Origin of the sequence: Saccharopolyspora rosea, assembly GCF_025643595.1 — a bacterium.
GTDB lineage: Bacteria > Actinomycetota > Actinomycetes > Mycobacteriales > Pseudonocardiaceae > Saccharopolyspora > Saccharopolyspora rosea.
Genome location: NZ_CP102826.1, coordinates 4,816,758 through 4,839,626, shown reverse-complemented (window position 1 = coordinate 4,839,626; position 22,869 = coordinate 4,816,758). Strand labels below are relative to the sequence as shown.

Annotated in this window: 25 protein-coding genes; 21 read left to right on the top strand and 4 right to left on the bottom strand. The window is 70.9% G+C overall.

Annotation, left to right across the window (positions count from 1 at the left end; genetic code table 11):
* Window positions 1-7: 7 nt before the first annotated feature.
* Entirely contained in the window at window positions 8-532 is a 525-nt protein-coding gene (locus NV263_RS22460) for a methylated-DNA--[protein]-cysteine S-methyltransferase (RefSeq protein WP_263248594.1), read from the bottom strand.
* A gap of 114 nt (window positions 533-646) precedes the next feature.
* Here NV263_RS22460 and NV263_RS22455 point away from each other — a divergent pair, with 114 nt between their 5' ends.
* The 3 genes from NV263_RS22455 (at window position 647) to nusB (ending at window position 2,875) form a co-directional block, all read left to right on the top strand.
* Window positions 647-1,756, top strand: coding sequence for a M24 family metallopeptidase (locus NV263_RS22455; RefSeq protein ID WP_263248593.1), 1,110 nt, complete (start codon window positions 647-649; stop codon window positions 1,754-1,756).
* An 81-nt stretch (window positions 1,757-1,837) separates the two neighbouring features.
* Window positions 1,838-2,404 carry an elongation factor P gene (gene efp / locus NV263_RS22450; protein WP_263248592.1) on the top strand — a complete coding sequence of 189 codons (567 nt, stop codon included), beginning with the start codon at window positions 1,838-1,840 and terminating at the stop codon, window positions 2,402-2,404.
* Window positions 2,405-2,440: 36 nt separating this feature from the next.
* A complete protein-coding gene (gene nusB / locus NV263_RS22445; RefSeq protein WP_263248591.1) occupies window positions 2,441-2,875 on the top strand; it encodes a transcription antitermination factor NusB in 435 nt (144 codons plus the stop codon).
* Between the two features lie 118 nt (window positions 2,876-2,993).
* Here the strand turns inward: nusB and bldD are convergent, their stop codons facing one another.
* Window positions 2,994-3,482, bottom strand: coding sequence for a transcriptional regulator BldD (gene bldD, locus NV263_RS22440; protein ID WP_010311046.1), 489 nt, complete (start codon window positions 3,480-3,482; stop codon window positions 2,994-2,996).
* Between the two features lie 290 nt (window positions 3,483-3,772).
* Here bldD and pyrR point away from each other — a divergent pair, with 290 nt between their 5' ends.
* The 18 genes from pyrR (at window position 3,773) to NV263_RS22350 (ending at window position 20,009) form a co-directional block, all read left to right on the top strand.
* Entirely contained in the window at window positions 3,773-4,363 is a 591-nt protein-coding gene (gene pyrR, locus NV263_RS22435) for a bifunctional pyr operon transcriptional regulator/uracil phosphoribosyltransferase PyrR (protein ID WP_263248590.1), read from the top strand.
* Between the two features lie 82 nt (window positions 4,364-4,445).
* Window positions 4,446-5,378, top strand: coding sequence for an aspartate carbamoyltransferase catalytic subunit (locus tag NV263_RS22430; protein WP_263248589.1), 933 nt, complete (start codon window positions 4,446-4,448; stop codon window positions 5,376-5,378).
* 151 nt (window positions 5,379-5,529) lie between these two features.
* Window positions 5,530-6,843 (top strand): dihydroorotase, encoded by a 1,314-nt coding sequence (locus NV263_RS22425; RefSeq protein WP_263248588.1) that lies wholly within the window; start codon window positions 5,530-5,532, stop codon window positions 6,841-6,843.
* The gene (locus NV263_RS22420; RefSeq protein ID WP_263248587.1) at window positions 6,843-7,364 is read left to right on the top strand and encodes a PH-like domain-containing protein; all 522 of its coding nucleotides are present in this window, start codon (window positions 6,843-6,845) and stop codon (window positions 7,362-7,364) included. Before NV263_RS22425 ends, NV263_RS22420 begins: the two co-directional genes overlap by 1 nt.
* Window positions 7,361-8,482, top strand: a complete 1,122-nt coding sequence (gene carA, locus NV263_RS22415; RefSeq protein WP_263248586.1) for a glutamine-hydrolyzing carbamoyl-phosphate synthase small subunit — start codon at window positions 7,361-7,363, stop codon at window positions 8,480-8,482. Before NV263_RS22420 ends, carA begins: the two co-directional genes overlap by 4 nt.
* Window positions 8,482-11,802, top strand: a complete 3,321-nt coding sequence (carB, locus tag NV263_RS22410; RefSeq protein ID WP_263248585.1) for a carbamoyl-phosphate synthase large subunit — start codon at window positions 8,482-8,484, stop codon at window positions 11,800-11,802. Before carA ends, carB begins: the two co-directional genes overlap by 1 nt.
* Window positions 11,799-12,647 (top strand): orotidine-5'-phosphate decarboxylase, encoded by an 849-nt coding sequence (pyrF, locus tag NV263_RS22405; RefSeq protein WP_263248584.1) that lies wholly within the window; start codon window positions 11,799-11,801, stop codon window positions 12,645-12,647. The genes carB and pyrF overlap by 4 nt, the downstream gene beginning before the upstream one ends.
* Window positions 12,648-12,830: 183 nt before the next feature.
* Window positions 12,831-13,289 (top strand): YbaB/EbfC family nucleoid-associated protein, encoded by a 459-nt coding sequence (locus NV263_RS22400; RefSeq protein ID WP_263248583.1) that lies wholly within the window; start codon window positions 12,831-12,833, stop codon window positions 13,287-13,289.
* 11 nt (window positions 13,290-13,300) lie between these two features.
* On the top strand, window positions 13,301-13,627 hold the full coding sequence (locus tag NV263_RS22395) for a type VII secretion target (protein WP_263248582.1): 327 nt from the start codon (window positions 13,301-13,303) through the stop codon (window positions 13,625-13,627).
* A complete protein-coding gene (locus tag NV263_RS22390) occupies window positions 13,624-14,958 on the top strand; it encodes a WXG100 family type VII secretion target (RefSeq protein WP_263248581.1) in 1,335 nt (444 codons plus the stop codon). The genes NV263_RS22395 and NV263_RS22390 overlap by 4 nt, the downstream gene beginning before the upstream one ends.
* Window positions 14,955-15,635, top strand: coding sequence for a hypothetical protein (locus NV263_RS22385; protein ID WP_263248580.1), 681 nt, complete (start codon window positions 14,955-14,957; stop codon window positions 15,633-15,635). Before NV263_RS22390 ends, NV263_RS22385 begins: the two co-directional genes overlap by 4 nt.
* Before the next feature lie 2 nt (window positions 15,636-15,637).
* Window positions 15,638-16,285 (top strand): hypothetical protein, encoded by a 648-nt coding sequence (locus NV263_RS22380; protein WP_263248579.1) that lies wholly within the window; start codon window positions 15,638-15,640, stop codon window positions 16,283-16,285.
* A 31-nt stretch (window positions 16,286-16,316) separates the two neighbouring features.
* Window positions 16,317-17,045, top strand: a complete 729-nt coding sequence (locus NV263_RS22375) for a hypothetical protein (protein WP_263248578.1) — start codon at window positions 16,317-16,319, stop codon at window positions 17,043-17,045.
* A gap of 12 nt (window positions 17,046-17,057) precedes the next feature.
* Entirely contained in the window at window positions 17,058-17,732 is a 675-nt protein-coding gene (locus NV263_RS22370) for a hypothetical protein (RefSeq protein ID WP_263248577.1), read from the top strand.
* Between the two features lie 57 nt (window positions 17,733-17,789).
* On the top strand, window positions 17,790-18,512 hold the full coding sequence (locus NV263_RS22365; protein WP_263248576.1) for a hypothetical protein: 723 nt from the start codon (window positions 17,790-17,792) through the stop codon (window positions 18,510-18,512).
* 3 nt (window positions 18,513-18,515) lie between these two features.
* Window positions 18,516-19,208: a hypothetical protein gene (locus NV263_RS22360; RefSeq protein WP_263248575.1), complete on the top strand. Its 693-nt coding sequence runs from the start codon at window positions 18,516-18,518 to the stop codon at window positions 19,206-19,208.
* 121 nt (window positions 19,209-19,329) lie between these two features.
* Window positions 19,330-19,611 (top strand): hypothetical protein, encoded by a 282-nt coding sequence (locus tag NV263_RS22355; RefSeq protein WP_263248574.1) that lies wholly within the window; start codon window positions 19,330-19,332, stop codon window positions 19,609-19,611.
* A 155-nt stretch (window positions 19,612-19,766) separates the two neighbouring features.
* Window positions 19,767-20,009 (top strand): TetR/AcrR family transcriptional regulator, encoded by a 243-nt coding sequence (locus NV263_RS22350; protein ID WP_397545606.1) that lies wholly within the window; start codon window positions 19,767-19,769, stop codon window positions 20,007-20,009.
* Here NV263_RS22350 and NV263_RS22345 read toward each other — a convergent pair.
* Both NV263_RS22345 and NV263_RS22340 read right to left on the bottom strand, forming a co-directional pair.
* Window positions 20,006-20,947: a serine/threonine-protein kinase gene (locus tag NV263_RS22345; protein WP_263248573.1), complete on the bottom strand. Its 942-nt coding sequence runs from the start codon at window positions 20,945-20,947 to the stop codon at window positions 20,006-20,008. The genes NV263_RS22350 and NV263_RS22345 overlap by 4 nt on opposite strands.
* Window positions 20,948-21,008: 61 nt before the next feature.
* Entirely contained in the window at window positions 21,009-22,865 is a 1,857-nt protein-coding gene (locus tag NV263_RS22340; RefSeq protein WP_263248572.1) for an ABC transporter ATP-binding protein, read from the bottom strand.
* Window positions 22,866-22,869: the final 4 nt, after the last annotated feature.

Sequence of the window (22,869 nt, the reverse complement as noted above, 5' to 3'; positions counted from 1 at the left end):
GCGGAACCTACGGACCCAGCAGGTCGAGCTCCAGCAGGGTCGGTTCCAGGCTGCCCTCCAGGACGAGCAGGCGTCGCTTGGCCGCCAGGCCAGGGCCGAAGCCGCCGAGCCCGCCGCCGCTGGCCAGCACCCGGTGGCACGGCACGAGCAGCGGCACCGGGTTGCCGCCCATGATCGCGCCGACCGCGCGGGCCGCCTCCGGGCGCCCGGACAGCTCCGCGAGCCGCCGGTAGCTCACCGTCTCCCCGAACGGCACCAGCTCCCGCAGGGTGCGCAGCACGTGCAGGCGCAGGCCCTCCAGACCCGTCCAGTCCACCGGCACGTCGAACTCCCGGCGCCGCTGCGCGAAGTACTCGCGGAGCTGGCGCGCGGCCTCGGCCGCCGGGCCGGTTTCCGGTCGTGCCCCGGGGAATTCGTCGAGCACCGCGCGCGGGCCGCCGAACACCACCCGGCGCACTCCCGTCCCGGTGGCGAGCACCGTCAACTCCCCGACGGGGCTGGCCACGGTGCTCCACGACAGCTCGTCAGCCATGTCCCGACGGTAGCGCTGGGGGCCGACAACGCCGCTGCGCAAGGCCGTGGCGGCTTCCCGTCGCGGTGGCTTTCCCGGGTCCGCGCGCGGTCCCGGCGCGTTAGGCTCCGGAACATGCCCGAATCGCACGCCCGCCGACGTCACGCCCTCCGCACCGGCCTCCGGGAGCGGGACCTGGACGCGATGCTGGTGACCGACCTGCTCAACATCCGCTACCTGACCGGCTTCACCGGGTCCAACGCCGCGCTGCTGGTGCACGCCGCCGACGAGCCCGGGACCGAGGAGCGGACCGTGTTCTGCACCGACGGCCGGTACCAGACGCAGGCCGCCGAGCAGGTGCCGGACCTGGAGCGGGTCATCGAGCGGGCCAGCGACCTGGCGCTGGCCGGGCGCGTCGGTGCCGACACCGCGCGGTACCGGCGGGTGGGTTTCGAGAGCCAGCACGTCACCGTCGACGGGCTCGACGTCCTCGCCGCGGCCGCCGGCGGCGGCGAGCTGGTGCGCGCTCCGGGACTCGTCGAGCAGCTGCGGCTGATCAAGGACGAGGCCGAGATCGAGGCGTTGCGGATGGCCTGCGCCGCCGCCGACCGCGCGCTGGCCGATCTCATCGAGCACGGCGGCCTGCGGCCCGGCCGGACCGAGCTGGAGGTGGCGCGGGAGCTGGAGAGCCGGATGCTCGACCAGGGCGCCGCCGGACCGTCGTTCGACACGATCGTGGCCGCCGGGGCGCATTCGGCCGTCCCGCACCACCGCCCGACCGACGCGGTGCTGGCCGCGGGCGACTTCGTGAAGCTGGACTTCGGCGCCCTCGTGGACGGCTACCACTCGGACATGACCCGCACCGTGGTGCTCGGCCGCGCCGCCGACTGGCAGCGCGAGGTCTACGCGCTGGTGCAGCGCGCGCAGGCGGCGGGACGCGCCGCGCTGCGGGACGGCGCCGACGTGCGGGAGGTGGACACGGCCGCCCGGGACGTCATCGACGACGCCGGGTACGGCGACAACTTCATGCACGGCCTCGGGCACGGCGTGGGGCTGGAGATCCACGAGGCACCGGCGTTGTCCCAGCGGGGGGACGGTAGAATCAGGCCAGGGATGGCGGTCACCGTCGAGCCCGGCGTCTACCTGGCGGGGCAGGGCGGTGTCCGCATCGAGGACACGCTGGTCGTGCGTCCCAGCACCGCGGAGCTCCTCACGCTGACGACCAAGGAGCTCGTGGAAGTCTGACGCGCCGATCGCGTCGGCGGCCCCGCAGCGCGCACCGACGGAACCTGCCCGCAAGCCATCACCACAGGAGAGATCCCGAACGTGGCGACCACGAACGACCTCAAGAACGGAATGGTGCTGAACCTCGACGGCCAATTGTGGACCGTCGTCAACTTCCAGCACGTCAAGCCCGGCAAGGGTGGCGCCTTCGTGCGGACCACCCTGAAGAACGTCCTCTCCGGCAAGGTGGTCGACAAGACGTTCAACGCCGGGGTCAAGGTCGACACGGCCAACGTCGACCGCCGCGAGATGACCTACCTGTACACCGACGGCAGCGAGTACTACTTCATGGACCCCGACACCTACGACCAGGTCGGCGTGTCCGCGGACGTGGTGGGCACGGCGGCGAACTTCATGCTGGAGAACACCAACGTCGTGGTCGCGCGCCACGAGAGCAACCCGCTGTACGTCGAGCTGCCCGCCGCGGTCGAGCTGAACATCGCGCACACCGACCCGGGCGTGCAGGGCGACCGCTCCACCGGCGGCACCAAGCCCGCGCAGCTGGAGACCGGCGCCGAGGTCCAGGTCCCGTTGTTCATCAACACCGGCGACAAGGTGAAGGTCGACCCGCGGGACGGCCGTTACCTCAGCCGCGTCAGCACCAAGTGACCGGCCCGGTGGCCGCGTCCGGAAAGAGGGTGTGAGGTGGGTTCTCGCAGCAAGGCGCGCAAACGCGCCGTGGACATCCTCTACGAGGCCGATCAGCGCGACATGGATCCGGTCACGCTGCTGGCGGACCGGGTGGGCGCCGCGGAGGTGCCGCCGGTCGCCGAGTACACGATCACCCTCGTCGAGGGGGTGACGGCGAACCGGGAGCGCATCGACGAGCTGCTCACCCAGCACGCCGAGGGCTGGACGCTGGCGCGCATGCCCGCGGTCGACCGCGCGGTGCTCCGGCTGGGGCTCTACGAGCTGCTGTGGGCCGACGACGTGCCCTCGCCGGTGGCCATCGACGAGGCGGTCGAGCTGGTGAAGGCGCTGTCGACGGACGACTCGCCGCGGTTCGTCAACGGCGTCCTCGGCCGCATCTCGGGGATCAGCGCCCGCCTGCGCAAGGCGGTGCGCGCGGGGGAGCAGTGACCGCCCGCCGCATCGGTGGGCCCCCTCGGACAGCGGAAGGCACCCCTGCCGGAGTCGGCAGGGGTGCCTTCGTCGTGAACTGGTGGCCCGGCCCCGAGGGGAGGCCGGGCCACGGTTCTCACTCCTCCCGGGCCGGGCGCGCTTCTGGCGGGAGCACACCCCAGTCGATCAGCTGCTCGGTGAGCTCTCCCGGCGTCATGTCGTAGATGATGGCCAGGGATCGCAGGTCCTCGGTGCGGATGGACAGCACCTTGCCGTTGTAGTCGCCGCGCTGGCTCTGGATCGTCGCCGCGTAGCGGGCCAATGGCCCGACCTTCTCGGCGGGGAGCTGCTGAAGCCGCTCCAGGTTGATCACGACCTTGGTGGCGGGCTCGGCGCCGGACGGCACGCGGCCCTCCGGGAGCAGTTCCGCGACCGGGACCCCGTAGAAGTCGGCCAGCTCGGCCAGCTTCTGCACGGTCACCGCGCGGTCGCCGCGCTCATAGGACCCGACGACCACGGCCTTCCACCGCCCGCCTGACTTCTGCTCGACGCCGTGCAGCGAGAGACCCTGCTGCTGGCGGATAGCGCGGAGCTTGCTGCCCAGCGCCTTGGCGTAGTCGCCCATGTGGCGTTTCTCCGTTTCATTCGCCCCGTCAGCCGATAACGGCGACCGGGGAGTCACGCTCAGATCGATACGGAGAGTAATGTTCGCTCGCAAGAGTCACCAGGTCAAGTTGGTCTTTCTCGGCAGTGAGGCGAACACCACCACACCACCCGGTCGATTGACCCGGTGCCGCTGATAGCGTACAAGGCAGTCCGGCAACCGGCACCGGAGCTCCTCCGAACGCCGCTGCGGGGCAGGTCACACACCATCCTTTAAGGACCCGTCCAGCGAGGCGGGGAAGGAGGTCCACCGTGGCGTCACGCCAATCGGCGGACGCGGCGGATCCGGCCGGGCAGCGGGAGCTGCTCTCGGCCGGTGACGTTGCGCGCACGATCGCCAGGATCGCTCACCAGATCATCGAGAAGACCGCGCTGGACACCACGCACGGCGACGTGGTCCTGCTCGGCATCCCCACTCGGGGCACCCCGTTGGCGCACCGCCTCGCGGAACGGATCAGCGAGTTCAGCGGCGTGACCGTGCCCACCGGAACCCTGGACATCACGCTCTACCGGGACGACCTGCGCACCCGTCCGAACCGCCCGCTCGAACCCACCAGCCTGCCGCCGCGGGGCGTGGACGGCTCGCTCGTGGTGCTCGTCGACGACGTGCTGTTCTCCGGGCGCACCGTGCGAGCCGCCCTGGACGCCCTGCGCGACCAGGGGCGGCCGCGAGCCGTGCAACTGGCGGTGCTGGTCGACCGCGGCCACCGGGAACTGCCCATCCGCGCCGACTACGTCGGCAAGAACATCCCGACCTCGCGCTCCGAGGAGGTCGCCGTGCGGCTCAGCGAGGTCGACGGCGCCGACGGCGTGCTGTTGCGGCGCTCCCAGGAGGCGGAATGAACGGCATTCGCGTCTTCCGGGGTCCCGGCCGGTCACCAGCGGGCGGGACGAACGACGCCCACGCCCGTCACGGGGAGGACTGATGCGCCACCTGCTGTCCACCGAGGGGCTGGACGCGGCCACCGCGACGAGCGTGCTGGACACCGCGGACAACCTCAAGCGCACCCTGCTGGGGCGCGAGGTGAAGAAACTGCCCACGCTGCGCGGGCGGACCGTCGTCACGATGTTCTACGAGAACTCCACGCGCACCCGGGTCTCCTTCGAGGTCGCGGGCAAGTGGATGAGCGCCGACGTGATCAACGTCTCGGCGAGCAGCTCCTCGGTCGGCAAGGGGGAGTCGCTGCGCGACACCGCGTTGACGCTGTCCGCCGCCGGGGCCGACTGCGTGATCGTGCGGCACCCCGCGTCCGGGGCGGCGCACCGGCTGGCCGGGTGGTTGGAGGAGACCGGCACCCAGGTCATCAACGCCGGTGACGGCATGCACGAGCACCCCACGCAGGCGCTGCTGGACGCGGCGACGCTGCGGGAACGGCTCGGGAACCTGGACGGCCGCCGCATCGCCATCGTCGGCGACCTGCTGCACAGCCGGGTCGCCCGCTCCAACGCGCACCTGCTGCGCACCCTCGGCGCCGAGGTGGTGCTGGTGGCGCCGCCGACGCTGGTGCCGACCGGGGCCGAGCGCTGGGGCGCGGAGGTGCGCAACGAGCTCGACCCGGAGCTGCCCAAGCTCGACGCGGTGATGATGCTGCGCGTGCAGGCCGAGCGGATGCACGGCGGCTTCTTCCCGTCCGCGCGGGAGTACTCCGTCAACTACGGGCTCAACGAGGCCAGGCTCGGCAGGCTGCCCGAGCACGCCGTGGTGCTGCACCCCGGGCCGATGCTGCGCGGCATGGAGATCGCGCCCTCGGTGGCCGACTCGCCCCGCGCCGCCATCACCCAGCAGGTCGGCAACGGCGTGCACGTGCGGATGGCAGTGCTCTACCACCTGCTGGCCGGAGAGGAGCTCGGCGCATGAGCTGCACTGTGGCAAACGAGTCCTACTCAACCGCACCTCAGGGGACCGTGAAGCAAACCAGCCACAAGAAACCGCGAAACGTGAGACTGATTTCGGACGTAACCACCACTGTGAATAGCGGAGTGGCGGTACCGGGAGAGGCGGGACGGGCATGAGCCGGGTGCTGCTGAAGGACGTCCGCCCCTACGGAGCGGGCGAACCGGTCGACCTGCTCGTCGAGGGCGGGGTGATCGCCGAGGTCGGTGCCGGGATCGACGCCGACGCCGACGAGATCGTGCACGCCGGGGGCGCGGTGGCGCTGCCCGGGTTCGTGGACCTGCACACCCACCTGCGGGAACCGGGCCGGGAGGACGCCGAGACCATCGACACCGGTTCGGCCGCCGCCGCGCTCGGCGGCTACACCGCGGTGTTCGCCATGGCCAACACCGACCCGGTCGCCGACAACGCGGTCGTGGTGGAGCACGTGTGGCGGCGCGGACAGGAGGTCGGCCTGGTCGACGTGCACCCGGTCGGCGCGGTCACCGTCGGGCTGGCGGGCGAGCAGCTCGCCGAGCTGGGCACCATGGCGCGCTCGGCGGCCCAGGTGCGGATGTTCTCCGACGACGGGTCGTGCGTGCACGACCCGCTGATCATGCGGCGCGCGCTGGAGTACACCCGCGCCTTCGGCGGGGTCGTCGCCCAGCACGCCGAGGAGCCGCGGCTGACCGCGGGCGCGCAGGCGCACGAGGGCGACAACGCCGCCCGCCTCGGCCTGGCCGGGTGGCCCGCGCCCGCCGAGGAGGCCATCGTCGCCCGGGACTGCCTGCTGGCCGGGCACACCGGCGGTGCGCTGCACATCTGCCACGTCTCCACCGCCGGGACCGCGGAGATCCTGCGCTGGTGGAAGTCGCGGGGAGCAGACGGCGAGCCGCCGTCGGGCACCGTCTCCGCCGAGGTGACCCCGCACCACCTGCTGCTCACCGACGACCGGCTGGACACCTACGACCCGGTCAACAAGGTCAACCCGCCGCTGCGCACCGACGCCGACGTGCGGGCCCTGCGGCAGGCGCTGGCCGACGGCACCGTCGACTGCGTGGCCACCGACCACGCCCCGCACGCGGCGCAGGACAAGGACTGCGAGTGGGCCGCGGCCCGCCCCGGGATGCTCGGACTGCAGACCGCGCTGGGCATCATCACCCTGACGATGGTGCGGTCCGGGTTGCTGGACTGGCGTGGCGTCGCCCGCGTGATGAGCGAACGGCCCGCGCGCATCGCCGGTCTGGCCGAGCAGGGCCGTCCGGTCGCGCCGGGGGAACCGGCGAACCTGGTGCTGGTCGACCCCGACGCGGAGTGGACCGTGCGCTCCGCCGAGCTGGCCAGCCTCGGCAGCAACTCGCCGTTCGAGGGCATGCGGCTGCCGGGCCGGGTGGTGGCGACCCTGTTGCGCGGTCGGCTCACCGCGCACGAAGGCAAGGTGAGGCGCTGATGGAGCGCTTGGTGTGGGTGCTGGCCCTGGTCGTGCTGGCCGCCCTGGTGTTCTACGCGATGCGCCGCGGCTGGGTGAACCGGGCGCGGACCCAGGCCGCGCAGCTGCCGGACTTCCCGGCGGCGCCCGCCGAACCGCCGGGCGACGAGCTGCTGCCCGCCGCCACCGGGATGTACGTGGGCACCACGCGGGCCGATGACTGGCAGGACCGCATCGCCGTCGGCGACGTCGGCCACCGCGCCAACGCCACCGCCCGGCTCTACCGGTCCGGGCTGCTGCTGGAGCGGACCGGCGCGACCGCGCTGTGGGTGCCCGCGGAGTCGGTGGTCGACGCGCGCCTGGACCACAAGCTGGCGAACAAGGTGGTGCCCGGAGCGGGACTGGTCGTGGTGACCTGGCGGCTGGGCGAGCACCTGCTGGACACCGGTTTCCGCGGTGACGACAAGACGACGCAGACCGACTGGGTGGACGCGGTCCGGGCGCTGGCGCCCGCCGCGACCCGTGAGCAGGAGGAGAAATGACCGCGCACACCCCGGCCGCGCTGGTGCTGGAGGACGGCCGGATCTTCCGCGGCGAGAGCTACGGCGAGGTGGGCCGGGCGCTGGGTGAGGTCGTGTTCACCACGGGCATGACCGGTTACCAGGAGACCCTGACCGACCCGTCGTACCACCGCCAGATCGTGGTGCAGACCGCGCCGCAGATCGGCAACACCGGCTGGAACGACGAGGACGACGAGTCGACGCGCATCTGGGTCGCCGGCTACGCGGTGCGCGACCCCGCTCGGGTGCCGTCGAACTGGCGCGCCACGCGCACCCTGGACGAGGAGCTGCGGCGGCAGGGCGTGGTCGGCATCGCCGGCATCGACACCCGGGCGCTGACCCGGCACGTCCGCGAGTTCGGCGCGATGCGCGGCGGCGTGTTCTCCGGACCGGCGCTGCGCTCCGACGAGGAGATGGTCGCCGAGGTCGCCGCGGGCCAGGGCATGGTCGGGGCGGACCTGGCCGGGGACGTCACCACCGGCGAGCCCTACGTGGTCCCGGCGGTCGGCGGCAAGCGGTTCACCGTGGCCGCGCTGGACCTGGGCATCAAGTCGAACACCCCGCGGATGATGGCCGAGCGGGGCATCGAGGTCCACGTGCTGCCGCTGGCCAGCACCCTGGACGAGATCCTGGAGGTCGGCGCGGACGGCGTGTTCCTGTCCAACGGCCCGGGAGACCCGGCCACCCAGGACCGGCAGGTCGAGCTGACCCGGCAGGTGCTGGACCGGCGGATGCCGCTGTTCGGGATCTGCTTCGGCAACCAGATCCTGGGCCGGGCGCTGGGCCGCGGCACCTACAAGCTGCGCTACGGGCACCGCGGCATCAACATCCCGGTCATCGACGCCGAGACCGGCAAGGTCTCGATCACCGCGCAGAACCACGGTTTCGCCGTCGAGGGCGAGCCCGGCGAGCGCTTCGACACCGACTTCGGGCGAGCCGAGGTCAGCCACCACTGCGCCAACGACGGCGCGGTCGAGGGCCTGCGGCTGCTCGACGGACCGGCGTTCAGCGTCCAGTACCACCCCGAGGCGGCGGCGGGCCCGCACGACGCCGCGCCGTTGTTCGACAAGTTCGTTGATCTGATGAGTGAGGCGCGCTGATGCCCAAGAGGACCGACATCGAGCACGTTCTGGTCATCGGCTCCGGTCCGATCGTGATCGGCCAGGCGTGCGAGTTCGACTATTCCGGCACCCAGGCCTGCCGGGTGCTGCGCGAGGAGGGCATCCGGGTCTCGCTGGTGAACTCCAACCCGGCGACGATCATGACCGACCCGGAGTTCGCCGACGCCACCTACATCGAGCCGATCACCCCGGAGTTCGTGGAGAAGGTGATCGCGGCCGAGCGGCCGGACGCGCTGCTGGCCACGCTGGGCGGCCAGACCGCGCTGAACACCGCGGTCGCGCTGCACGAGCGCGGCGTGCTGGAGAAGTACGGCGTGGAGCTGATCGGCGCGGACATCGACGCGATCCAGCGCGGCGAGGACCGGCAGCGGTTCAAGGACATCGTGCGCTCGGTCGGCGGGGAGGTCCCCGAGAGCGCGGTGTGCCGGTCCATGGAGGAGGTCCGGGACTTCGTCGCCAAGCACAGCCTGCCGGTGGTGATCCGGCCCAGCTTCACCATGGGCGGCCTCGGCTCGGGCATGGCGCACAGCCAGGAGGAGCTGGAGCGCATGGCGGCGTTCGGGCTCGCCGAGTCGCCGGTGCACGAGGTCCTCATCGAGGAGAGCGTGCTCGGGTGGAAGGAGTACGAGCTGGAGCTGATGCGCGACAACGCCGACAACGTGGTCGTGGTCTGCTCCATCGAGAACGTCGACGCGATGGGCGTGCACACCGGTGACTCGGTGACCGTCGCGCCGTCGATGACGCTGACCGACCGCGAGTACCAGCACATGCGCGACGTGGGCATCGCGGTGCTGCGCGCGGTCGGTGTGGACACCGGTGGCTGCAACATCCAGTTCGCCGTGCACCCGGAGACCGGGCGGATGGTCGTCATCGAGATGAACCCGCGCGTGTCGCGGTCCTCGGCGCTGGCGTCGAAGGCGACCGGGTTCCCGATCGCCAAGATCGCCGCCAAGCTCGCGGTGGGCTACCGGCTGGACGAGATCCGCAACGACATCACCGGCGAGACCCCGGCCAGCTTCGAACCGACGCTGGACTACGTGGTCGTCAAGGTGCCGCGGTTCGCCTTCGAGAAGTTCCCCGGCGCCGACACCGAGCTGACCACCACCATGAAGAGCGTCGGCGAGGCGATGGCGGTGGGCCGCAGCTTCTCCGAGGCGCTGGGCAAGGCGCTGCGCTCGATGGAGACCAAGGCGGTCGGCTTCTGGACCCGGCCGGACCCCGACGGCGCCACGCTGGAGTCCACTCTGGACGAACTGCGCACCCCGCACGACGGGCGGCTCTACACCGTGGAACGCGCGCTGCGGCTCGGCGCCTCGGTCGAGCAGGTGCACGAGGCGTCCGGCATCGACGTGTGGTTCGTCGACCAGGTCGCCGGCTGGGTGGAGCTGCGCCGCGACGTCGTGGAGGCGCCGGTGCTGGACGCCGGGCTGCTGCGGCGGGCCAAGCGGGCCGGGCTGTCGGACCGGCAGATCGCCGCGCTGCGGCCGGAACTGGCCGGTGAGGACGGCGTGCGCGCGCTGCGGCACCGGCTGGGCGTGCGGCCGGTGTACAAGACGGTGGACACCTGCGCGGCCGAGTTCGCCGCCCGCACCCCGTACCACTACTCGGCCTACGAGTCCGACCCGGCGGCCGAGTCGGAGATCGCCGAGCAGCGCGAGAAGCCGAAGGTGCTCATCCTCGGGTCCGGGCCCAACCGCATCGGCCAGGGCATCGAGTTCGACTACTCGTGCGTGCACGCCGCGATGGCGCTGCGCGAGGCCGGGTACGAGACCGTGATGGTCAACTGCAACCCGGAGACGGTCTCCACCGACTACGACACCTCCGACCGGCTGTACTTCGAGCCGCTGACCTTCGAGGACGTGCTGGAGGTCGTGCACGCCGAGCAGGAGTCGGGCACCGTGGCCGGGGTCATCGTCCAGCTGGGCGGGCAGACGCCGTTGGGCCTGGCCAAGCGGCTGGCCGACGCGGGCGTGCCGGTGGTGGGCACCCCGCCGGAGGCCATCCACCTGGCCGAGGAGCGCGGCGCGTTCGGCGACGTGCTCGCCGGGGCGGGCCTGCCCGCGCCGAAGTACGGCACCGCCACCTCGTTCGAGGGCGCCAAGCGCATCGCCGACGAGATCGGCTACCCGGTGCTGGTGCGCCCGTCCTACGTGCTCGGCGGCCGGGGCATGGAGATCGTCTACGACGAGGCGTCGCTGGAGGACTACATCGCCCGCGCCACCGAGGTCACCCCGGACCACCCGGTGCTGGTGGACCGGTTCCTCGACGACGCCATCGAGATCGACGTGGACGCGCTGTGCGACGGCACCGACGTCTACCTCGGCGGCGTGATGGAGCACATCGAGGAGGCCGGGATCCACTCCGGCGACTCGGCCTGCGCGCTGCCGCCGATCACCCTGGGCCGCCAGGACATCGAGATGGTGCGCCGCTCCACCGAGGCCATCGCGCGCGGCATCGGTGTGCGGGGCCTGCTCAACGTGCAGTACGCGCTCAAGGACGACGTGCTCTACGTGCTGGAGGCCAACCCGCGCGCCTCGCGGACCGTGCCGTTCGTGTCGAAGGCGACCGCGTCGCCGCTGGCCAAGGCCGCCGCGCGGATCATGCTCGGCGCCAAGATCGCCGACCTGCGCGGCGAGGGCGTGCTGCCCGCCGTCGGCGACGGCGCCGACCTGCCGGTGGACGCACCGGTGGCGGTCAAGGAGGCCGTGCTGCCCTTCCACCGCTTCCGCACCCGCGAGGGCTACGGGGTGGACTCGCTGCTCGGACCGGAGATGAAGTCCACCGGCGAGGTCATGGGCATCGACACCTCCTTCGGGCAGGCGTTCGCCAAGTCCCAGGCGGGTGCCTACGGCTCGCTGCCGACCTCCGGCCGGGTGTTCGTCTCGGTGGCCAACAAGGACAAGCGGTCCCTGGTGTTCCCGGTCAAGCGGCTGGCGGACCTGGGCTTCGAGATCCTGGCCACCACCGGGACGTCCGAGGTGCTGCGGCGCAACGGCATTCCGTCCACTGTGGTCCGCAAGCACACCGAGGACGTCGACGGCGAGCGCGACGTCGTCGAGCTCATCAAGGCCGGTGAGGTCGACATGGTCATCAACACCCCGTACGGCAACCCGGGTCCGCGGGTGGACGGCTACGAGATCCGCACCGCCGCGGTGTCCCGCGACATCCCCTGCATCACCACGGTGCAGGGCGCGGCGGCCGCCGTGCAGGGCATCGAGTCGGCGATCCGCGGCAACATCGGCGTGCGACCCCTGCAGGCGTTGCAGGCCGCCCTGCGGCAGGGCGGTGACCGGCGATGACGGCCGGGGTGCGCGCGCCGTTCGGGCAGCGGCTCGCGGACGCGATGCGCGAACGCGGGCCGCTGTGCGTCGGCATCGACCCGCACCCGTCGCTGCTGCACGCGTGGGGCCTCGGCGAGGATCCGGCCTCGCTGGAGCGGTTCGCGCTGACCGCGGTGGAGGCGCTGGCCGCCGAGGTCGCCGTCATCAAACCGCAGTCGGCGTTCTTCGAGGTGTACGGCTCGGCGGGGATCGCCGTGCTGGAGCGGGTGGTCCGCGACGCCCGGCAGGCCGGGGCGCTGGTGCTGCTGGACGTCAAGCGCGGTGACATCGGCTCCACCATGACCGCCTACGCCACGGCCTACCTCGACGAGGACGCCCCGCTGGCGGCGGACGCGATCACCGTCTCGCCCTACCTCGGCTACGGCTCGCTGGCACCGGCCATCGGCATCGCCGAGCAGAACGGCCGCGGCGTGTTCGTGCTGGCCCGCACCTCCAACCCGGAGGGCGCGGGGTTGCAGCGCGCGGCCCACGGCGACGGCCGCGGCGTCGCGCAGTCCATCGTGGACGCCGCGGCGGAGAACAACGCCGGGGCCGCACCGATGGGGCACGTCGGGGTGGTGGCGGGAGCCACCATCCGGCCCGGGGAGCTGGACTTCGGCAAGCTCAACGGGCCCGTCCTCGCGCCCGGTCTCGGAGCCCAGGGGGCGACGCCGCGGACCCTGCACGAGGTCTTCGGTTCGGCGCTGCCGCTGGTCGTGCCGGCCACGGCCCGGGACGTCCTGCGGCACGGCCCGGATCCGGAGGGGCTGCGCGCGGCCGCGCGCCGCATCCGCGATGAGCTCGCGGAGCTGCACCGCGACTGACGCCGCGAACAGCGGCGAAAACGGGGCGGGTGCCGGGTACCCGCCCCGTTTTCGCTGCTCGCGGTCGTGCCGCGGCAGGTGTGATTCCGCCCGGAATGCGGGAAGTCGGCCATATCGCTCCGAGACCGGCCGGGTGGGCGATAGTGTTGATCCGACCGTTTTCGTTTTTCCGAGGGGGTCCCGGTGGCCGACGCGGCGACGCGCATCCAGGAGATGCTGCGCAAGTTCCAGGAGCAGGCGCAGCAGGCGTCCGAACTGCGCTCGGCGATGCAGGACCTGCGCGGCAGCGCGAGCAGTCCGGACGGATCGGTCACGGTGACCGTCGCGCCTTCCGGCGCGATCCTGGACCTCAAGCTCACGCCGAACGCCGTGCGGCGCTCGCACACCGAGTTGCAGCAGGCGATCCTGGGAGCCGTCCGGCAGGCCACCGCCGACGCCGCCCAGCAGCTGGACGACACCGTCGCACCGATCCTCGGCGACCGGTTCGGGCAGTTCCAGCAGGCGTTCAACGCCGAAGCCCCGGTGCTGCGCCCCGACGCGTCCACCGGTGAGGAAACCGCGGGCGGTGCGGAACCGACCACGGCCTCCAGCGCGTCCGATGATCCCGACGACGACTTCTCGTCCGAATCGTTCCTGCGCTGAGGAGTTCCGCCATGCCGGACATGCACGTCACACCGGAGACCATCAACGGGCACGCCCGGGGATGCGAATCCCTGGCCGACAAGTTCGGCCAGCTCGCCGACCTGCTGCACCAGGCCAAGGTCGACGACCAGTGCTTCGGGCCGATCGGCCAGGGGCTGGTGAAGCTGCTCAGCTCCTACTTCGACAACCTCCAGGCGTGCCAGGAGCAGGCGAAGAAGGCGCAGGAGTTCCTGGTCGGCACGGCGCAGTCGTTGCGCGACACCGCCCGGGACCACCAGGACAACGACAAGCGGGTCGCCGAGCAGCTGCAGAGCATCGGCAAGGAGCTGGGGGCATGACGGCACCGCAGGGCCCGGGTGACTTCGCCACCCTGAACAAGGGCGACGGCAACCAGAAGAACTGGTTCGAGCAGGCGGCGGGCCGGGGTTCGTCGTACTGGGGAGCGGTGCAGGACGTCAACGACGCGAAGAACGACGCGGTCGGCGCCGCGCAGGGCGGGTTCGACGACAGCACGTCACCGCCCCAGTGGGGTGTCGCGATGGTGTCGATGCGCGCCGAACAGCTGCAACTGCTGATGAGCCCGGGCAAGACGCTGATGAGCAACGGCCTGGGGTTCCTGGTTTCGATCGTGCTCAGCCCGCTGGTCGAGCTGGCCGAGATGGCCATCGGCGATCCCGAGCAGATGCGCTCCACCGGCGAGGGGTGGGAGAACGTTGCGAAGTGGCTCGACCAGGTCGCCGAGCAGGAGAAGGAACGCGCGCAGGCGACCGCGGCCACGTGGCGGGGCAAGGACGGCGACGCCTTCCGCAAGCAGATGGCGGAGTTCGGCGAGGGCGTGACCGCACTCGCGCAGGACGTCCGCGAATTGAAGGACTCCCTCGACCTCATCGCCGACATCTTCGACATGTTCGTCGAATTCGTCGTCGAGGTGATCACGGAGCTCGTGATCGGCCTGATCGTCCAGTGGCTCGCCGCGCTGGCCGCGTCGTGGATCACTGCCGGGGCGTCGGTGGGAGCCGCCAGTGCGGGCACCGCCGCCCAGGTCGCCGGGCAGGGGGCGCGCATCGGTGGGCGGATCGCCCAGATGCAGGGCAAGCTCTTCCAGCTCTTCCAGAAGCTGGAACGCCTCCTGCAGCGGTTGCGCGAGAGCTCCCCGTTGCTCCGTCGGGCGATCCACGAGACGAACCAGCTGCGCAACGGCGGGATGGTGCAGAAGGCTCTGGGCAGGAAGATCGATTCGAATCCGCTCGCCAAGTTCGTCACCAAGGCCGATGAGAGCGACTTCACGTCCACCGGTGGGAAGATGTTCGGCAGGGACTTCAAGAACGCCGACTGGTTCAAGGACAAGGACGCGGATTTCGCTCGTCGCATGGAGAACGCGGTCAACGACGAGGAGCGGTCCGCGATCGCTGCGGAGCGCAGCCGCTTCCACCGCGACGTCAAGGGTGTGCAGGGCCTGTCGAACGGTGTGGCCAGCCACGTCCTGTCCGGTGCGCTCGGTGGTCACATGAAGGGGACGCTGGCGGCGAAGGACGTCGCGGTCGGCATGGCCAAGGACGCCGCGATCGAGCAAGGGGCCGACGCGGTTTACGGTGAGGGCAAGACCTACCTCCGGGGCGACCTCTCCGAGGACGCCCGTCGGAAAGCTGAGGAGCGCGGTTTCCAGTGATCGAGGTGTTGATCCTCAGGGAATCGGTCTGCGACGCGGGGGAGACCATCCTCTGGTGCCACCCGGTCCCCGCGGTGTCGTCGAAGGCGCGCCGCGTGCTGTACCTGGTTCGCGGACTGGACGAGCTGGGCGGGCGGAAGATGACGGGCGCCAAGGTGCTGTCCGGTGTGGCCGGTTTCGCGGTGGACCTATTGTCGGATTCCGGCGGCGCCGAGGTGGCCACCGTGCTCGACGTGCCGCACGTGATCGTCTCCGGAGCGAGCGCGGACTGCGTGGCGGCGGCCGGATTGGCGGAGTGGCAGCTCGGCGGCGGCAACCAGGACGATGCGCGCAAGGTCGTGTGGATGTTGACGTCGCACCGGCTCGTGATGGTCGAATTCACCGAGTCCGAACCGAGTGGCTCCGCGCCGCTTCGCGGCCTGTTGAAGGGCTCATGGTTGCCCGGCGGGGGCAAGTCCGACGACGAGGACTGCGCTGCCGCCGACGTCCGGGTGCGCGCCGAGTACCCGCGCGAGACCATCGCCTCGTTCGATGTCGTCGACCACCAGTTGAAGGGCCGGTCCGACCTGGCGTACCTCCGCATCGCCTTCCAAGACGGGTCCACTGTGGACATCACTGACGGGTACGAGCGCCGGTCGGCTGAACGAATGTTGGCCATGAGCAACGGGCAGGCGTGACCATGAGCGTGCGTTCCTTCCGCGAAGTCCGACCTCTCCTCGACAGCTGGCAGCACGACGGTGAGCGGCTGCTCGCGGTGTACGGCGGCGAGGCCGAGCACGGCTGTTTCGCTTCGACGATCGCCGGCCGCAGATCGGTGCCGCACGGCGCGCCTCGTCCCGGCGATCCGGTCCCGGTCCGCTCGGTCGTGGAAGGTCGCTACCGCGGCGACGAGTGGGTGCACGATCCGGCGCTCCGAGGATGGGTCCACGCGGATTCGCCGGACCAGCTCGCCGTGCAGTGCGCGAACGCCCTCGCGTCGGCGGGTCCGGACGGTTGGCTGGTCATGACCGACCGCCGGACGGCCGTCGTCACCGGGAACGGTTGCACTCCCGATGCCGGAACCGAGGAGGAACCCGCGGAGCGGAGTGCTGGAGGCTTCCTCGGCCGGGCGCGTTCGATGGTCGCAGCCGTCCAGTCCGACCTGTCCGATCGGTTCAGGTCGCGGGACACCGCTCTGGTCACCCTCTGGGAATGCCCGATTGCCCGCACCGCCCGCACCGAGCGCCGCCCCGGCGGGCGCAACGTCAGGGCGAACCTGGTCAGCTCGGAGCGGTTCCCGGACGGCTCGGTCCTGGAGTTGAAGTGGTCGGGGACGTGGTCGCCGTGAGCAACCGCGGCGGCGAGCAGCGAGTGTTCCAGTGATCGAGGTGTTGGCGGTCCGGGAGCAGTGGTGCGAGCCCGGTGAGCCGATCCTGTGGTGCCTGCGTTCGAGCCTGCGCTACCTGTTCGACGTCGAGGGGCTGGACGAGAAGGGCAGGCCGAAGAAGGGCTGGGGCGTGCGGGCGGCGCTGGGCATCGGCGACGCAGCGGGCGGTGCGCTGCTCGGGATGGCCGATGCCGCGGTCAGCGGCGCGTCCAGCTCCGACCTGCTGGACGCGCCCGAAGGCTACGTCTTCGGCCCGGGGCCGGAGTGCACCGCGACCTCCGAACTGTCCCGCGTGCCAGCGGATGAACGGTGCGGGTGCTGGGTGTTGACGCCGAACCGGTTGGCGTGGGCGACCTTCCGCGACGCGCCGAACGGGGAAGCCGGTGACGACGACGGCGGCGGTTTCCTCGGTGGTGCGCTGAAGTTCGGCCGGGGCGCGGTCCGGTTCGCCAAGGACGTCCGGGACATCGTCGCGTCGAAACCGCAGTACCAGCCCGGTGTTCCGGTTCCACTGCCCGAAGTCCGGGTGCACCTGGAGATCCCGCGCTCGTCGATCGCCGAAGTGACCGCGCACCACCGCAAGCTCGGTCGCGGCTACAAGAAGGGAAAGGCGTGGTACCTGCGGATCGGGCTGACCGACGGCTCGGGTGTCGACATCGCGCCCCGCTACGAGGAATCCCAGATGCGGCGGCTGGTCGCGATGTCGCGCGGCGAGATCTGACGGGGAGCGAGGATGAGGGACCGGTTCGCACTCCAACGGCTGTTGACCGAGAACTGGTGCACGAAGGGCGAGAAGCTCGTCTTCCTGGTCGGCGGTGAGCACAAGAACGGGTGGACCGGGGCAACCGTCGACGGCGTGGTCCGCGCTCCGCACCCGAGCGAGCCCGACGACATCGTCAGTCCACAGTGGCCGATGGTGGGTTCCGTCGTGGCGGACTTGAAGTTCCTGGGCGACGAGTGGGTGCACGACCCCGCGGTGTGGGGATGGGCGCACGCCGGTGAACCCGGCGCCGCCGCGGCGCGGTGCGCCGAGGCGCTCAACCGCGGCAGGCACTTCTCGTGGCTGGTGTGCACCGACCGCCGGGTGGCCGTCGTCGTCGAGGACGACGAGTTCACCGCGGCGGTCGGCAGCGCCGAACCTGCCGAGCCGTCCGGCGGGTGGGGCGGACTGCTCACCAAGGCCAAGTCGTGGACCGGTGACGGCAAGCGCGCCAAGCGCCCGGAGAACCCGATCGGCAGCTGGTGGGAGTGCCCGGTCGCGCACGTCGCCGAGTTCACCGCCGCGGAACTGGGCAGGGCACTGGAACCCGTCGAGTTCTTCCGGATCCACTTCGCCGACGGCTCGATGTTCGAGTTCCGCCTGATCAACGCCCCGGATCTGGTCAGAACCGTGCAGCGCAGTCTGTGAACCGCGTCTGATGAGGACAGTCCGTCGGACTTCTCAGTGCGAGGAGCGAGAGTTTCGTTGATCGAGGTAATCGCGGCACGAACGTACTGGTGTGTGCCGGACGAGAAGATCCTCTGGTGCGTTCCGATCAAACCCGTTGGCGGGAAGGTCAAACGGGTCTACTACGCGGTGTCCGGTTTGGACGAACGCGGCGACAGGCGGTGGACCGCGGGCAAGATCGTGGGTGGCGTGGCCAGTGGGGTCGCTGGGCTGGCGCTTGAAGTCGTTTCTCCCTCCGAGGGGGACGCGGTCGACAACAGCCCGCGCAGCGCGCCGTGGGTCGTCGTGTCCGGCAGGAAGCGCGACTGCCTGGCGGCCGCGCGGTTGGCGGACTGGCAGGAGACGGGAGCGAATGCCGAGCGTGGGGACAAGGACTTCCTGTGGTTCCTGACAACTCACCGACTCGGGTTGCTGCGGTTCGACCGGGCGGGGAGCACCGACGCGGGACAGCTGCTCGGGGGCCTGCGCAAGGCGGTCGGGCGGTATTTCGGCGGCCAGGAAGAGGATCCGTCCTCTTCCTCTGCGCCTCAGCAGCCTGAGTTGCCGCGTCCGGTGCTGTGCGCGGAGATCCAGCGCCAGGAGATCGCCTCGGTCGAGAAGGTCGTCCAGAAGGTCCGTGGCGTGAAAAACCTGCCCTACCTGAGAGTCGCGCTCGTCGACGGTTCGTCGATCGACATCACAGAAGGGCATGACGACGCGAAAGTCGAACGCCTTCTGGCGATGAGTCACGGACGGGAGTGAAACGTGGCGACGATGAGCGAGAAACAGCTGGAACGGATCCTCCAGGAACAGTGGCTGGAGGATGGCGAGCGCCTGAAGGCCCTGCTCGGCGGAGAGGGCTTGTCCGGTCATTTGGGTGCCACGCTCGATGGTCGGTCCTTCCTCCCGTACCGCCCGCAGTCCTCGGTTGCCGAGCTGAACGTCGATCACAGCCAGCTGCCCGTTCCGACAGAAGCCATTCGGAACATGCGGTTCCACGGTGACGAATGGCTGCACGATCCCGCTGTGCGGGGGTGGGTGTATGGGAGGTCCGCCGACACCCGCGCGTTCTCCTGGGCAGATCACATGGCTGCCGCCGGGCCGGAGGCGTGGTACGTCTACACCGACCGGAGGATGGCGGTCGTTGTCGACAGCGCGGTGAGGACCCAGCGGGATGAGCACGCTGACTCCGTTGCGGAGCAACAGGAATCCGAGCAGAGCGGCGGGTTCGGCAGGTTGCTGGGTAAGGCACGGTCAGCGGCTTCGGCCATCTCCGGAGCGGCGGAAAGCGTGAAAGGTCGTGCCAAGGCCAGCGTCGTGACGTTGTGGGAATGTCCGGTCAGCGAGATCGTCAACAGTCGCCTCGTTCCGAAGGGCAGGACCGCGCAGGGCTACGACGTCATGGTGCAGGAGTTTCACGATGGCTCGGTCCTCGAAATCAGGGCGGATTCGGCGTAGCGGGTACCGGACGTCGAGGACGGGCAGGTCCGAAGACGGCCCATTGCGCCGGGAAACACAATCCACAATGGAGTAATTGGACGTGCCAAGTATTGACACGTGGCGGTGGACGCCGCGTCGGGTGTGGCGGAGCTTGCTGCCGAACATCGGTTTCGGGCTCGGTTTCGCGCTGATGATGGTTGCCGACCGCGGCCACCGGTGGGTCGCGCTGGTCGGTGCGGTCCTCGGTGTGGTCGCGTTCTTCTCGCTCGTCTCCTGGTGGGGGTCGTTCTCCGACTCCGACGGCGTCATGCAGGTCAAGTTGACACCCGGGGCCTGGATCGCCCGGCTGGTCAGCTACGTGCTGGGCTGCTTCTCCCTGGGGCTGAGCGGTCTCGCGCTGGCCATCGCGGTGTTCGCCTGAAGCGCGTTCACTCGCGCACAGCGCCCCGCAGCAAGGAAATCTGGTCGATCGAAGCCGAACACGGCACGAAGATCGCCTCGTCGCAGCCCGCTTCGCGCAACCGGAGTGCGGCGTCGCGCACCGCTTCCTCGTCGCACAGGGCGCCGTCGACGACGGTGACGGCGTACTCGGGGGGCGAATCCGTAGTAACCGCCGAGGAAATCCTCGCCGCCGCGCTCTTCGACCGCGAGGGCGTCGACGAGGTCTCCGCGCACGAGATCGCGACCGCTGCCGGGGTGGGCAAGGGCACGGTGTTCCGGCGCTTCGGCGACCGCACCGCCCTGATCGCGGCAGTGCTCACCCTGGCGGCGAATTCCGGTCGTCCACCGGAGACCGGGGACGCGCCGGGCACCCGCTAGCGCGCGGGCTGGGTGGGTTCGCCGTCCGGCAGCAGGTCGGCGGACGGGTGCGGAACGGGTGCGTCCTCCTCGATCTCGGTGACCGTGGTCAGCGCACGGGACAGTTCGGCCAGGGTCGGGCGCTTCGCCGGTTCGAGGGCGAGGCAGGCGTCGACGGCGTCGGCCATCGTGGCGGGCAGCCGTCGGCGGGTGCGGACCGGCGGGACCGGTTCGGTCAGCTGCGGGCAGCGCTGCTGGAACGACGTCCAGCTCGCCTCGGAGGGCTGCTCCGGGGGCTCGTCGCCGCGGTCGAACGGCTGGTGCCCGGTGGCGGCCTCGTAGAGCACGAGACCGACGCCCCAGACGTCGGCGGCGGGCCCGAGCACCCCGCCGCGGACCTGTTCCGGCGCCATGTAGCACGGGGTTCCGGCGTAGCCGTGGCCCAACCCCGGCGGCCGGGCCAGGTTGAGGTCGATGATCCGGGCGCGCCCGGCGTCGGCGATGATGTTGCCCGGTTTCAGGTCGAGGTGCAGGTAGCCGCGGTCGTGCATGTACCGCATCGCCGAGCACAGGTGCAGGCCCAGGTGGGCGATGTCGCGGGCGGGCAGCCGCCGGTTGCGCGCCTCGATGATGTGCGACAGCGTCGCGCCGGACAGGGTCTCCATCACCAGCACCGGCCCGTCCGGCCGTTCCACCAGTTCGTAGGCCCGCACGATGTGCGGGTGCGTGAAGCCCAGCAGCAGTCGCGCCTCGGATTCCAGGCAGCGCCGGACGCGTTCCTCGCGCGCCTGGTCGGGGCGGACCGTCTTGATGAAGCAGCGGCTGTAGCGCTGTTCGCTCCACGCGTCGTAGGTGTCGAGCTCGCTACCGCGCCGCATGTGCTCGATCACCCGGTAGCCGGGTGCGATTTCCTGGCCTTCGCGGAGCGGTTCCGGCTCGGTCGTGGTCGGTGCGGTCATCGGTCCTCCAAATCGGCGGTCGTTCCCGGCTTCGGCCGTGCGGAGGAGCGCGGGGAGGAAGTCATGCGGGCTCCTGCTCGGCGACCGGTTCGGGCCGGTCGTGTCGGTGGAGTCGGTAGAGGTGGGCGTAGGCGCCGTCGTGGCGCAGGAGTTCCTCGTGCGTGCCGGCCTCTGTCACCCGCCCGTGGTCGAGCAGCAGGATCCGGTCGGCGTCGCGCACGGTGAGCAGGTTGTGCGACACGACGATCGTGGTGCGGCCGGACATGAGCCGCCGCAGGGGCTCCAGGATGCGTTCGGTGGACGCCGCGTCGAGCCCGACGGTCGGCTCGTCGAGCAGCAGGATCGGCGCGTCGCGGATCATCGCGCGGGCGATGGAGATGCGCTGGCGCTGCCCGCCGGACAGCAGGCGACCGTGCGATCCGACGCGCGTGTCGTAGCCGTCGGGCAGCGCGGTGATGAACTCGTGCGCGTCCGCGGCGCGGGCCGCCTCGACGATCTCGGCGTCGGTGGCGTCCGGCTTCCCCCAGCGGATGTTCTCCCGGACCGTGGTGTCCAGCACGGTGATGTCCTGCAACACCACGGCGATGTTGCGCCGCACGTCCGCCTGGTCGAGCGTGCGCAGGTCGTGGCCGTCCAGCGTGACCGCCCCGGAGGTCGGGTCGTAGAACCGCAGCAGCAGCTTGCCCGTGGTGGACTTGCCGGAACCGCTGGCCCCGACCAGCGCGAGCGTCTGCCCGGGGTGCGCGGTGAAGCTGACGTGGTGCAGCGCGTCCCGGTCGGCGTGCGGGTAGCGGAACGCGACGTCGTCGAAGCCGACGACGCCCCGGGCCCGGCCCAGCGGTGTCGGCTGTTCCGGGTCGCGCACCTCGGGTCGGCGGTCCATCAGCTCGATGACCCGTTCGGCACCGGCCGAGGCGGCGAACAGGGTGTTGGTGAGCTGGCCGAACCCGCGCACCGGTGCGTAGAGCTGGCTGAGGTAGCCGAGGAAGACGATCAACCCGCCGAGGCTGATCGAGTTCTGCACGAGCTGCCAGGTGCCCAGCCCCACGATGATCAGCACGCCGAACAGCTCCAGCAGCTCGACCAGCGGCGTGAACAGCGAGCGCAGCCGGGTCGCGACGAGTTCGGCGGCGAAGCTGCCGAGGTTCTCCCGGTGCAACCGTTCGGTCTCGCCGCGTTCCTGGCCGTACGCCTTGACCAGCGCCGCGTTCGACAGGCTCTCCTCGGCCACCGACGTGATCGACCCGGTCCGCTGCCGCTTCTCCCGCGACGCCGCCTTGATGCGCCGCGAGAAGTACTTGGCGGCCAGCCAGAACGCGGGCACGGTCACCAGCGAGACGGCGGCCAGCTGCCAGCTCAGCAGGAACAGCGCGCCGGCGAACAGCACGATCTTGAAGCAGTACGACAGCGCCTGGGCCAGCCCGGACAGCACCAGGGACTCGATCGCGGCGAGGTCGCTGGTCATCCGGGACAGCGTGTCGCCGGTCTTGCGGCGCTCCAGGAACCCGACGGACAGCTGGTGCAGGTGTCCGAACAGGTCGGTCCGCAGGTCCAGCAGGAACCGCTCGGCGACCCAGGTGGACAGGTACTGGTCGACGAACTGCACCAGCCCGGACAGCAGCGTCACCCCCAGGTAGGCGGCGCCGAGGGTGAAGAACAGCCCGAAGTCGCGCGGCACCAGGACGCGGTCGATGAGGACCTTGAAGAACCAGATCATGATCGTGTCCAGCAGCGGTGCCAGCACGATCAGCACCAGCACCACCCACAGCCACCGGCGGTAGGGGCGCAGGTAGGGCCAGAAGCGCCGGAACACCTCGCGGACGGCGACCGCGGGCGCCGATTCCGCCAGCTCGCCGGGACCGTGCGAGGTGACGCCGAAAACGCTCCGGATGCGGGAGAAAGCGTCTGTGATCGTCATGGTG

Bases quoted from the DNA above. Each gene is read 5' to 3' on its own strand.
- NV263_RS22460 (WP_263248594.1), bottom strand. From the start codon at position 532: ATGGCTGACGAGCTGTCGTGGAGCACCGTGGCCAGCCCCGTCGGGGAG.
- NV263_RS22455 (WP_263248593.1), top strand. From the start codon at position 647: ATGCCCGAATCGCACGCCCGCCGACGTCACGCCCTCCGCACCGGCCTC.
- bldD (WP_010311046.1), bottom strand. From the start codon at position 3,482: ATGGGCGACTACGCCAAGGCGCTGGGCAGCAAGCTCCGCGCTATCCGC.
- NV263_RS22430 (WP_263248589.1), top strand. From the start codon at position 4,446: ATGCGCCACCTGCTGTCCACCGAGGGGCTGGACGCGGCCACCGCGACG.
- NV263_RS22425 (WP_263248588.1), top strand. From the start codon at position 5,530: ATGAGCCGGGTGCTGCTGAAGGACGTCCGCCCCTACGGAGCGGGCGAA.
- NV263_RS22420 (WP_263248587.1), top strand. From the start codon at position 6,843: ATGGAGCGCTTGGTGTGGGTGCTGGCCCTGGTCGTGCTGGCCGCCCTG.
- carA (WP_263248586.1), top strand. From the start codon at position 7,361: ATGACCGCGCACACCCCGGCCGCGCTGGTGCTGGAGGACGGCCGGATC.
- carB (WP_263248585.1), top strand. From the start codon at position 8,482: ATGCCCAAGAGGACCGACATCGAGCACGTTCTGGTCATCGGCTCCGGT.
- pyrF (WP_263248584.1), top strand. From the start codon at position 11,799: ATGACGGCCGGGGTGCGCGCGCCGTTCGGGCAGCGGCTCGCGGACGCG.
- NV263_RS22395 (WP_263248582.1), top strand. From the start codon at position 13,301: ATGCCGGACATGCACGTCACACCGGAGACCATCAACGGGCACGCCCGG.
- NV263_RS22390 (WP_263248581.1), top strand. From the start codon at position 13,624: ATGACGGCACCGCAGGGCCCGGGTGACTTCGCCACCCTGAACAAGGGC.
- NV263_RS22380 (WP_263248579.1), top strand. From the start codon at position 15,638: ATGAGCGTGCGTTCCTTCCGCGAAGTCCGACCTCTCCTCGACAGCTGG.
- NV263_RS22370 (WP_263248577.1), top strand. From the start codon at position 17,058: ATGAGGGACCGGTTCGCACTCCAACGGCTGTTGACCGAGAACTGGTGC.
- NV263_RS22345 (WP_263248573.1), bottom strand. From the start codon at position 20,947: ATGACCGCACCGACCACGACCGAGCCGGAACCGCTCCGCGAAGGCCAG.
- NV263_RS22340 (WP_263248572.1), bottom strand. From the start codon at position 22,865: ATGACGATCACAGACGCTTTCTCCCGCATCCGGAGCGTTTTCGGCGTC.